At 68.9% G+C, this 11000-nt stretch carries 11 protein-coding genes, 1 rRNA gene and 1 riboswitch; of the genes, 11 read left to right on the top strand and 1 reads right to left on the bottom strand.

Annotated elements, in window-relative coordinates; genetic code table 11:
• From rrf to ACZ45E_RS28050, 11 genes are all read left to right on the top strand, one after another.
• Positions 1-92 (top strand): 5S ribosomal RNA (gene rrf / locus ACZ45E_RS28100); the annotation flags it as partial.
• A gap of 146 nt (positions 93-238) precedes the next feature.
• On the top strand, positions 239-847 hold the full coding sequence (locus tag ACZ45E_RS28095) for a CDP-alcohol phosphatidyltransferase family protein (protein WP_468225528.1): 609 nt from the start codon (positions 239-241) through the stop codon (positions 845-847).
• Between the two features lie 113 nt (positions 848-960).
• Entirely contained in the window at positions 961-3456 is a 2496-nt protein-coding gene (locus ACZ45E_RS28090) for a sugar phosphate nucleotidyltransferase (RefSeq protein WP_468225526.1), read from the top strand.
• Between the two features lie 89 nt (positions 3457-3545).
• Complete coding sequence (locus ACZ45E_RS28085) at positions 3546-4451, top strand: DUF881 domain-containing protein (RefSeq protein WP_468225524.1); 906 nt, start codon at positions 3546-3548, stop codon at positions 4449-4451.
• Positions 4448-4780 (top strand): small basic family protein, encoded by a 333-nt coding sequence (locus ACZ45E_RS28080; protein WP_031069011.1) that lies wholly within the window; start codon positions 4448-4450, stop codon positions 4778-4780. Before ACZ45E_RS28085 ends, ACZ45E_RS28080 begins: the two co-directional genes overlap by 4 nt.
• 5 nt (positions 4781-4785) lie before the next feature.
• Positions 4786-5700 carry a DUF881 domain-containing protein gene (locus tag ACZ45E_RS28075; RefSeq protein WP_468225521.1) on the top strand — a complete coding sequence of 305 codons (915 nt, stop codon included), beginning with the start codon at positions 4786-4788 and terminating at the stop codon, positions 5698-5700.
• A gap of 85 nt (positions 5701-5785) precedes the next feature.
• The gene (locus tag ACZ45E_RS28070; protein WP_468225560.1) at positions 5786-6727 is read left to right on the top strand and encodes an FHA domain-containing protein; all 942 of its coding nucleotides are present in this window, start codon (positions 5786-5788) and stop codon (positions 6725-6727) included.
• Between the two features lie 24 nt (positions 6728-6751).
• Complete coding sequence (ftsR, locus tag ACZ45E_RS28065; RefSeq protein ID WP_468225519.1) at positions 6752-7483, top strand: transcriptional regulator FtsR; 732 nt, start codon at positions 6752-6754, stop codon at positions 7481-7483.
• 86 nt (positions 7484-7569) lie between these two features.
• The gene (locus ACZ45E_RS28060; RefSeq protein WP_005475662.1) at positions 7570-8043 is read left to right on the top strand and encodes a bifunctional nuclease family protein; all 474 of its coding nucleotides are present in this window, start codon (positions 7570-7572) and stop codon (positions 8041-8043) included.
• A 192-nt stretch (positions 8044-8235) separates the two neighbouring features.
• Positions 8236-8859 (top strand): MerR family transcriptional regulator, encoded by a 624-nt coding sequence (locus ACZ45E_RS28055; protein WP_468225516.1) that lies wholly within the window; start codon positions 8236-8238, stop codon positions 8857-8859.
• Between the two features lie 46 nt (positions 8860-8905).
• On the top strand, positions 8906-10291 hold the full coding sequence (locus tag ACZ45E_RS28050; RefSeq protein ID WP_468225513.1) for a DNA polymerase IV: 1386 nt from the start codon (positions 8906-8908) through the stop codon (positions 10289-10291).
• A 45-nt stretch (positions 10292-10336) separates the two neighbouring features.
• Here the strand turns inward: ACZ45E_RS28050 and ACZ45E_RS28045 are convergent, their stop codons facing one another.
• Positions 10337-10702, bottom strand: coding sequence for a PRC-barrel domain-containing protein (locus ACZ45E_RS28045; protein WP_468225511.1), 366 nt, complete (start codon positions 10700-10702; stop codon positions 10337-10339).
• Between the two features lie 114 nt (positions 10703-10816).
• A riboswitch (glycine riboswitch) is annotated at positions 10817-10911 on the top strand.
• Positions 10912-11000 lie beyond the last annotated feature (89 nt).

The following is an 11000-nucleotide window of genomic DNA, read 5'->3' as shown; positions in this document are numbered from 1 at the left end:
CGCCCGGTTACATTTCGAACCCGGAAGCTAAGCCTTACAGCGCCGATGGTACTGCAGGGGGGACCCTGTGGGAGAGTAGGACGCCGCCGAACTAAATTTGATAAATCCTCAACCCCCGAGCTGTTGCTCGGGGGTTGAGGATTTTCTGCGTTTACAGCGACCCCATGCTCGAGCCGGCCGCAGCTGAGGGTAAAGTCAGGGGGCATCGTTGGCTCGTTTCCCCACAGGAGGCCCCCGGGTGGAGGTCCAAGAGACCCGCGTCCAGACGGACCGGGTGCTCACCATCCCGAACATCCTCAGCATGGCGCGTCTCGTCGGCGTACCCCTCTTCCTGTGGCTCATCCTCAGGCCTGAGTTCGGCGGGCCCAAGAGCGACGGCTGGGCACTGCTGGTGCTCGCACTCAGCGGCATCAGCGACTATCTCGACGGGAAGCTCGCGCGCCGCTGGAATCAGATCAGCAACCTCGGACGGCTCCTCGATCCCGCCGCCGACCGGCTCTACATCCTGTCCACCCTGGTCGGATTGACCTGGCGCGACATTCTTCCCATTTGGCTGACCGCCATACTGCTGGCGCGTGAGCTGGTTCTCCTGGTGATGGTGGGGATCCTCAGGCGGCACGGCTATCCGCCGCCGCAGGTGAACTTCCTCGGGAAGGCAGCGACGTTCAACCTCATGTACGCGTTCCCTCTGCTGCTACTCAGCGACGGGAGCGGGTGGATCCACGAACTCGCTGCTATTTTCGGATGGGCGTTCGCCGGATGGGGTACAACACTGTATTGGTGGGCAGGGATCCTGTATGTGGTCCAGGTCCGCCGGCTCGTGAAGGCGGACTCCAAGGCCGATTGAGCTCGCCATTGGGCGGAAGTGAAGCCGGGTGGCCCCGCAACAAGGCAGCTGCGGGTTATCAGGCGGGCGAAGTCGGCCAGACCGTCGTCACTTTCAAGGAGGACGCTTCCGACATGAAGGCCGTCGTGATGGCTGGCGGCGAAGGCACCCGCCTTCGCCCCATGACCTCGAGTATGCCCAAGCCGCTCCTGCCGGTGGCCAACCGGCCGATCATGGAGCACGTGCTCAGGTTGCTCAAGCGGCATGGGCTCACCGAAACCGTGGTCACCGTGCAGTTCCTGGCATCACTGGTCAAGAACTACTTCGGAGACGGCGAAGAGCTCGGGATGGAGCTCACCTATGCCAACGAGGAGAAGCCACTCGGCACCGCCGGCAGCGTGAAGAACGCTGAGGAAGCGCTGAAGGACGACGCCTTCCTCGTGATCTCCGGTGACGCCCTGACCGATTTCGACCTCACTGAGCTCATCAATTTCCACAAGGAAAAGGGCGCGCTCGTCACCGTCTGTCTGACGCGTGTGCCCAATCCGCTGGAATTCGGTATCACCATCGTCGACGAAGAAGGCAAGGTCGAGCGCTTCCTCGAGAAGCCGACCTGGGGCCAGGTCTTCTCCGACACGGTCAACACCGGCATCTACGTGATGGAGCCCGAGGTCTTCGACTACGTCGAGGCCGATGTGCCGGTGGACTGGTCCGGCGACGTCTTCCCGCAGCTCATGAAGGAAGGCAAGCCCATCTACGGCTACGTGGCCGAGGGGTACTGGGAGGACGTCGGTACCCACGAAAGCTACGTGAAGGCCCAGGCCGACGTCCTGGAGGGCAAGGTCGACGTCGAACTCGACGGGTTCGAGATCTCGCCGGGCGTCTGGGTCGCCGAAGGCGCTGAAGTGCACCCCGACGCCGTACTGCGCGGGCCGCTCTACATCGGCGACTACGCCAAGGTCGAAGCCGACGCGGAAATTCGCGAACACACCGTCGTAGGCTCGAACGTCGTCGTGAAGACCGGCGCTTTCCTGCACAGGGCCGTCGTCCACGACAACGTCTACATCGGACAGCACAGCAATCTGCGGGGCTGCGTCGTCGGAAAGAACACCGACATCATGCGAGCCGCGCGGATCGAGGACGGCGCGGTCATCGGCGACGAATGCCTGGTCGGTGAAGAATCGATCGTCCAGGGCAATGTGCGCGTCTATCCGTTCAAGACGGTCGAAGCCGGCGCCTTCGTCAACACCTCCGTGATCTGGGAGTCCCGCGGACAGGCCCATCTCTTCGGGGCCCGCGGAGTCTCCGGGATCCTGAACGTCGAGATCACGCCCGAGCTGGCCGTGCGGCTGGCGGGCGCGTACGCGACGACCCTGAAGAAGGGGTCGACCGTGACCACCGCGCGTGACCACTCACGTGGTGCGCGTGCGCTCAAGCGAGCCGTCATCTCCGCTCTGCAGGCCAGCGCCATCGACGTACGCGACCTGGAGAACGTGCCCCTGCCGGTGGCCCGGCAGCAGACGGCGCGAGGCAGTGCCGGCGGCATCATGATCCGGACGACGCCCGGGGTGCCGGACTCCGTCGACATCATGTTCTTCGACGAGCGCGGCGCCGACCTGTCGCAGGGGAGCCAGCGCAAGCTCGACCGTGTGTACGCGCGCCAGGAATACCGGCGGGCGTTCCCCGGCGAGATCGGTGATCTGCACTTCCCCTCCAGCGTCTTCGACTCGTACACCGGGTCCCTGCTGCGCAACGTGGACACGACCGGGGTCGCCGATGCCGGGCTCAAGGTGGTCGTCGACGCGTCCAACGGCAGCGCCGGCCTGGTGCTGCCCAGCCTGCTCGGGCGGCTCGGGGTCGACTCGCTGACGATCAACCCGGGGCTCGACGAGTCGCGGCCCACCGAGACCGCCGAGGCCCGCAGGTCCGGGCTCGTACGGCTCGGGGAGATCGTGGCGTCGGCGCGGGCCGCGTTCGGCGTACGGTTCGACCCGGTCGGTGAGCGCCTGTCGCTCGTCGACGAGAAGGGGCGGATCGTCGAGGACGACCGGGCGTTGCTGGTGATGCTCGATCTTGTCGCCGCCGAGCGGCGCAGCGGGCGGGTCGCACTGCCGGTCACGACCACGCGGATCGCCGAGCAGGTGGCCGCGTACCACGGCACGCAGGTGGAGTGGACGAACACGTCGCCCGACGACCTCACGCGCGTGGGGCGCGAGGACGAGACCATCTTCGGCGGTGACGGACGCGGTGGCTTCATCATCCCCGAGTTCAGCAGCGTGTTCGACGGGGCCGCGGCCTTCGTGCGGCTGATCGGCCTGGTCGCGCGTACGCAGCTGACGCTGAGCCAGATCGACGCGCGGATCCCGCGGGCCCACGTCCTCAAGCGGGATCTGGCCACGCCGTGGGCCGTCAAGGGCCTTGTCATGCGGCGGGTCGTGGAGGAGGCCGGCGAGCGCTCCGTGGACACCACGGACGGCGTGCGCGTGGTCGAGGCCGACGGGCGCTGGGTCATGGTGCTGCCCGACCCCGCGGAGGCCGTCACGCATCTGTGGGCCGAGGGCCCCGATGACGCCTCCGCGCAGCAGCTGCTCGACGAGTGGTCGGCGGTGGTGGACAGCGCGGGCCGCTGAGCCCGTGTTCGAACCGGTCGGCGCCCCATCCGGGCGCCGACCGGCACGCCGACGGGGCCATTCGGAGGTAGCGGCCGCGACGTGCGACGATGTGCGGCATGCCGCAGCAGCCCCCCGTTCGGAGCACCCCCAAGCGTCCCGCGCGCCCCGACGCCTCCATGTCGCTGCTGACCAATGTGATGGACCACAGCCTGGACGACGGATACGCGGAAGCCGCGGCCCGCAGGCGGGCCTCGGGGCAGAGCGGACTGCCGAAGACGCTGCGCGCGAAGCTGGGGCTCGCGGCGGGTCTCGTGCTCGCCGCGCTCGTGGTGACCGTCGGGGCGGCGCAGGCGCGGGTCGCCGCGCCGGTCGTGGCCAAGGAGCGCGAGGAGCTCATCGACCGTATCGAGCAGGAGACCGAGTCCGCCGACGCGTTGGAGGGCCGGGTCGACTCGCTGCGGACCGATGTGGGGAACATGCAGCGCGAGGCGCTGCGCAAACACGGCGGTGAGCAGGGCGAGTTGGTGGGCGTGCTGTCGGGCGCCGTCGCCGTCCACGGGCCCGGCGTGAAGCTCGTCGTCGACGACGCGAAGTCGGCCGATTCCGGCGGTGGGGGCGGGCCACGGGAGAGTGCCGGGTTCTCCGACACCGGGCGGGTGCGCGACCGCGACATGCAGCGTGTCGTCAACGGCCTGTGGCAGTCGGGTGCCGAGGCCGTCAGCATCAACGGGCAGCGGCTCACGGCGCTGTCCGCGATCCGGGCCGCGGGTGACGCGATACTGGTCGACAACAAGCCGCTGGTGCCGCCCTACACGGTCCTCGCGGTGGGGGACGGCCGGCGGCTGAGTACGCGGTTCCAGAACAGTCCTGACGGGTTGTACCTGCACGCCCTGCAGGAGAACTTCGGGATCCGGACCAGTATCTCGGCCCAGGACGACATCAGGCTTCCCGCCGCACCCAGCGTGATCGTTCGTACAGCACAGCCGAGAGCAGAGCAGAAGGGCACATCGTGATCGCCGTACTGGGCCTCGTCGTGGGAGTCGTGGTCGGGTTGTTCGTCCGGCCCGAGGTTCCGGCGGTGGTCGAGCCCTACCTTCCGATCGCCGTGGTCGCGGCGCTGGACGCGGTGTTCGGCGGGCTGCGCGCCATGCTGGACGGGATCTTCGTCGACAAGGTGTTCGTCGTGTCGTTCCTGTCGAACGTGGTCGTGGCCGCGCTCATCGTCTTCCTGGGCGACAAGTTGGGCGTCGGAGCGCAACTGTCCACCGGTGTCGTCGTCGTGCTCGGCATCCGCATCTTCTCCAACGCGGCTGCCATCCGGCGGCACGTCTTCCGGGCGTGAGGCCGATGAACCCAAAGACCCCAGAGAACCCTGAGAACCCAGAGAACGCGAAGAATCCAGAGGGCGCGAAGAACCCCGCCGGCGGGGGAGCGGGCGGGCATGCGCACCGCTTGCGCAAGGAGTTGCCCGCCGAGGTCGAGGCGGGGAGTGCGACGCCGGAGTCCGGGCCGGGGCCGGAGCAGGCCGGTACGCCGCAGCTGACCGGGCGACAGCGGCTCGTGAAGGGGCTGTGGCCGCCGCGCGTGTCGCGGGCTCAACTGACCGTCGCCGTGCTGCTGTTCGTGCTGGGGCTCGGGCTCGCCATCCAAGTGCGGTCCAACAGCGACAACAGCGCCCTGCGCGGTGCGCGGCAAGAAGATCTTGTTCGCATTCTCGATGAACTCGACGACCGGACTCAGCGTCTGGAAGATGAGAAACAAGGTCTCGAGGACCAGCGCACCGGGTTGGAGAACAGTTCGGACCAGGCCGAGGAGGCTCGCAAGCAGACGGTCGAGAAGGAGCGCCAGCTCGGCATTCTGGCGGGCACCGTGGCCGCGCAGGGCCCCGGGATCACCATGACGGTCACCGACACGAAGGGGGCTGTCGAGCCGGACATGCTGCTCGACGCGGTGCAGGAGCTGCGGGCGGCGGGCGCCGAGGCGATCCAGGTCAACGGCGTCCGCGTCGTGGCCAACACCTATCTGACGGACGCGAGCGGAGGGAAAGGGGTCAGCGTGGACGGGCACAAGATCGACCAGCCGTACGTCTTCAAGGTCATCGGCAAGCCGCAGGACCTCGAACCGGCCCTCAACATCCCCGGAGGTGTGGTGCAGACGCTGGAGAAAGAGCAGGCCACGGTGGGCGTGAGCCGTTCGGAGAAGATCGTTGTGGACGCCTTGCGGGCGGCGCGGCGGCCTGATTACGCTCGGTCGTCCTCGTAGTGAGGCGGGGGCGCATGGCGGATGTCGTACGAGGGCATGAGGTTGCGGGGGGTCGGCGCACCGGGAACGGGGTGCGTGGTGGAAACTGTTTGGCGGATCCGGACGTTGTGAGGATGTCCGTGTCAGTGATGTACGCCGATGTGTGCAATCAGGGTTCGTCCTGCCCCACGGGCGGGTCTGTTTCGGTCAAGGGGAATCGCCCGTGAAGTTGTTTGCGAAGTTGTTCGGCAAGAGTGCGCGTGAGGACGCCCGTCACCGTGCGCCGCGCCCTGGAGACGAGCCGGAGACGCAGGTGGGCGAGCGCCCGCTGTTCCGGGACCAGGTGGGCGGTGACCAGCCGGGTGGACACGGCGCGCCGTCTGTTGACCCTGCCGGTTCCGGCCGCATAGGTTTCGGAGAACCGTCAACCTCAGGTGCGGGTCAAGGGTTTGGTTCCGACCCGTACGCGTCCCATGCCCCCGGGGGGCAGCCGCGGCAGGAGGATCCGTCCATGTCGGCCCTGGTGTGTACGAGGTGCGGGAACCGGAACGGCGAGAACAGCCGGTTCTGCTCCAACTGCGGAGCGCCCTTGCGTGGCGGTGTGGCGGCCGAGGGGCCGTCCGAGACGACCTCCACGATCTCCATCTCGGGTCTCGAGTCCTACGACCCGGAGGCCACCGGCCAGACGCAGCTGCCGGCCCTGTCGCCCGAGGCGCAGGCCGCGGTCGACGCGCTGCCGCTGGGTTCGGCGCTCCTGGTGGTGCGCCGCGGTCCGAACTCGGGCAGCCGCTTCCTGCTGGACGGTGACCTCACCACGGCGGGGCGCCACCCGCAGAGCGACATCTTCCTGGACGACGTGACCGTCTCGCGCCGCCATGTGGAATTCCGTCGCCAGCAGGACGGCTCGTTCACCGTCTCCGACGTCGGCAGCCTCAACGGGACGTACGTGAACCGTGAGCGCATCGACTCCGTGACGCTGAACAACGGCGACGAGGTGCAGATCGGCAAGTACCGGCTGGTCTTCTACGCGAGCCAGCGAGGTATCTGACCCAGCGAACCTTCAGGAAGGTCCATGCTTCACACACCGAGGGGCGGTGCCGGATCGGGCACCGCCACCGCGGGCAGTCGGCTGATGAGCATCGGCACCGTACTGAACGTGCTGCGCGAGGAGTTCCCCGAGGTCACCATCTCCAAGATCAGGTTCTTGGAGTCCGAGGGCCTCGTCGAGCCGCAGCGGACGCCCTCGGGGTACCGCAAGTTCAGCCCGGACGACGTCGAGCGGCTCGCCCACGTCCTGCGGATGCAGCGGGACCACTATCTGCCCCTGAAGGTCATCAAGGAGCAGCTCGACGCTCTGGAGCGGGGCGAGCCGTTGCCCGTGCCGCCTCCTGGACGGCCCGGTGACGCCGCGGACGAGGCCGACGGGGCTCCCACCGCCGCCCGTGTCGGCCGGGACGCGCTGCTCGCCGCCGTGGGGATCGACGAGGGGGAGCTCGACGAGTGGGAGTCGTACGGGCTCATCGCCCCGTTGCCGGACGGCGGCTATGACGCGTCGGCCGTATCGGTCGCCGAGCTGGTGGGGGAGTTGGGCCGGTTCGGTATCGAGCCGCGGCATCTGCGCGTCATGCGGGCGGCCGCGGACCGTGAGGCCGGCCTCGTGGACTCGGTCGTCGCACCGCTCAAGGTGCATCGCAATCCGCAGACCAGGGCCCTCGCGCAGGCGCGGGCCAAGGAGCTGGCGGGCCTCACCGTACGGCTGCATGCCGCACTTGTGCAGACTGCGCTCGGGGTGCGTCTGCCCTGATCGCAGGGGCGGGTGAGCGCCGTGAGCCCGGCCTTCGGCGCATGCCCGACTACCCAAACCGGCCGGGCACGTCCTAGGGTTGCTGTGTGAACGAGCTCGACGTCGTAGGTGTCCGGGTGGAAATGCCCTCCAACCAGCCGATCGTGCTCCTGCGTGAAGTGGGAGGCGACCGTTACCTCCCCATCTGGATCGGACCGGGGGAGGCGACGGCGATCGCCTTTGCCCAGCAGGGCATGGCCCCCGCGCGTCCGCTGACGCACGACCTGTTCAAGGACGTGCTGGAAGCGGTCGGACAGGAGCTCACGGAAGTACGCATCACCGACCTGCGGGAAGGTGTTTTCTATGCGGAGCTGGTGTTCGCGAGCGGCGTCGAGGTCAGCGCCCGCCCGTCCGACGCCATAGCGCTCGCGCTGCGCACCGGGACGCCGATCTTCGGCAGTGACGGGGTCCTGGACGACGCGGGGATCGCCATCCCGGACGAGCAGGAGGACGAGGTGGAGAAGTTCCGCGAGTTCCTCGATCAGATCTCGCCCGAGGACTTCGGGACGAACAGTCAATGATCGGTGGAAAATGACCATGAGGCGGTCGCCCAGCGGCGGCCGCCTCGGCACATTCGGCTAGCCTTTCCCCGCGGTGGGATACGGGAAACCACTCTTAGGGTGATTATCACTCGGCGTGGCGAGTGTGGCGTTCGTTGACGCACCCCTTGTGACTGCCTACCGTCGAGAGGGCAGGTCAAAGAGGAGGTCGGCGTGAGAAGCAGCGGCGACGGTACGGCGACGGGCGGTCCGTACTCGTTTCACGGCAGCGCGGCCGATCACACTCCGCAGCGCCCGCAGGCAGTGTCTGCGGTGGCGGGGGAGAGCGGCGGAGCGGCTTCCGAGGAGGAAGTGGGGTACCGGGGTCCGACCGCGTGCGCGGCGGCCGGTATCACCTATCGACAGCTCGACTACTGGGCCAGGACCGGCCTCGTCGAGCCCAGCGTGCGGCCTGCGTACGGCTCGGGGACGCAGCGTCTGTACAGCTTCCGCGACGTCGTCGTGCTCAAGGTCGTCAAGCGCTTCCTGGACACGGGCGTCTCGTTGCAGAACATTCGTACAGCCGTGCAGCACCTGCGGGAGCGGGGCTTTGCGGACCTGGAGCGCATGACGCTCATGAGCGACGGCGCCACTGTGTACGAGTGCACGTCGCCGGCCGAGGTGCACGAGCTGCTCCAGGGTGGTCAGGGAATCTTCGGGATCGCCGTGGGCGTGGTCTGGCGGGACGTGGAGAGTGCCCTGTCACAGCTGCACGGCGAGCGCGTGGACACCGGCGAGACGCTGATCGGGCAGAACCCCGCGGACGAGCTCGCGAGGCGGCGCAACCGCGCGGTGTGACCCTCGTGCGGCCGCGTTGTCAGTGGCGTAGGGCAGCATCGGTGGAGTGAGAGCCGGGCCGACGATTCTGCATCTCGACATGGACGCCTTCTACGCCTCGGCGGAGCAGGCGGCCAAGCCGAGCCTGCGCGGGAAAGCGGTCGTCGTGGGCGGGCTCGGGCCGCGCGGTGTCGTGGCGACGGCGTCGTACGAGGCACGGAAGTTCGGGGTGCACTCGGCGATGCCGATGGGGCAGGCGCGCCGGCTCGCGCCCAATGCCGCGTACCTCGTGCCGCGGTTCCGGTTGTACCGGGAGGTCAGCGAACAGGTGATGGGGCTTCTGCGGGAGCTTTCGCCGCTCGTGGAGCCGTTGAGCCTCGACGAGGCGTTCGTCGATCTGGAGGCCGGTGAGGTGGCCTGGGACGCCGTTTCCGCGGAGGCCGTCGGGGTGCGGCTGCGGGCGGACATCCGGCGGGTGACCGGACTGACCGGGTCCGTCGGGCTCGCCGCCTCCAAGATGCTGGCGAAGATCGCGTCGGAGGAGGCCAAGCCGGCCGGGCTGGTGCTGATACGGCCGGGGACCGAGCGGGCGCTGATCGGGCCGAAGTCCGTGCGGATCCTGCCGGGGGTCGGGCCCGCGACCGGGGACCATCTGCGGCGCGCGGGGATTCTCACCGTCGCCGAGATCGCCGAGGCGGGCGAGGACGAGCTGGTGCGGCTGCTGGGGAAGTCGCACGGGGGCCATCTGTACGCCATGGCGCTGGCCCACGACGAGCGGCCCGTCGTCGCCGAGCGCGACTCGAAGTCGGTGTCGGTCGAGGACACGTACGACGTGGACATCCACGACCGGGTGCGCGTCCGCGCGGAGGTGCAGCGCCTTGCCGACCGGTGCGTGGAGCGGTTGCGGGCGGCCGAGCGGTCGGGGCGGACCGTCGTCCTGAAAGTGCGGCGGTACGACTTCTCGACGCTGACGCGGTCCGAGACGCTGCGCGGGCCGACCGATGATCCCGCGGTGGTGCGGGAGGCCGCGGCGCGGCTGCTGGAGTCCGTGGACACGACGGGCGGGGTGCGGCTGCTCGGGGTCGGCGTGAGCGGGCTCGCCGACTTCACGCAGGAGGACCTGTTCGCCCAGGCGGCCGCCGCCGAGGAGGAGCGGGGCGGGGGCCGGGGCGCGGTGGACGCCGCCGCGGAGGAGGGCGAGCGGGTCGAGGTCGCGGCGGTGGAGGCCGGTCCTGTCGAGCGGCGTTGGATGGCCGGGCACGATGTGCGGCACGCCGAGTTCGGGCCGGGGTGGGTGCAGGGCAGCGGGCTCGGGCGGGTCACCGTACGGTTCGAGACGCCGTACGCGAAGGGGCCGGGGCGGGTCCGCACGTTCCTGGTCGACGACCCGCTGCTGGAGCCCGCGGAGCCGCTGCCGCTGGTGGAGCGGGCAGAGCGGGCGGAACGGGCCTAGACGGGGGCGGGGCCTGTGCGGTGGAGGGCGGCTCGTCCGCGCCCGTTACTCCTCGGTGCCCGCGATACGGCCGAACAGGATGTCCGGGGGCTGCGGGGCCGTGAGGTCGAGGCCGTAGTGGTGGTAGAGCTGGAGCTCCTGCTCGGGGGAGAGGTGGCGGCCCACGCCGAAGTCCGGGGAATCCTTGATCAGGGCGCGTTCGAAGGGGACGCGGAGGGCGCCGTCGATCAGTTGGCTCGGTTCCAGGGGGACGAAGGCGTCGCGGCTGAAGAGGCCGGTGCGTATCGCCGCCCACTCCGGCACCCCCGTGGCGTCGTCGAGGTAGACCTCGTCGATCGTGCCGATCTTGGCTCCGTTGCGGTCGAGCGCCTTGCGGCCGATCAGGTTGCGCGGATCGACGTGGGTCTGCACGTGCCCTCCAGATGGTCGCAACTCGTCTGTAAGCACTACGAAAGAGCACATTGGGGAAGGCGGCCACTCGAGGGAACCGGTCATATCGCCGCTGGTAGGCTGGCAAGCGGCTGCTGACCCCGTGCGGGAGAGTCTCCGACCACCGTCGGAGGCGCCGAAGGAGCAAATCCTCCCCGGAATCTCTCAGGCCCACGTACCGCACGGACGAGGTCACTCTGGAAAGCAGGGCGGGTGCACGTCTTCCGCTCTCACCGACGGTGAAAGCCGGTGTGTTCCGTGCTCGCGCGGGGTGGACCGG

This window comes from Streptomyces sp. NPDC030991 (assembly GCF_055571235.1).
The sequence above is the reverse complement of the archived record's forward strand: the minus strand, read 5'-3'. Positions and strand labels throughout refer to the sequence as shown.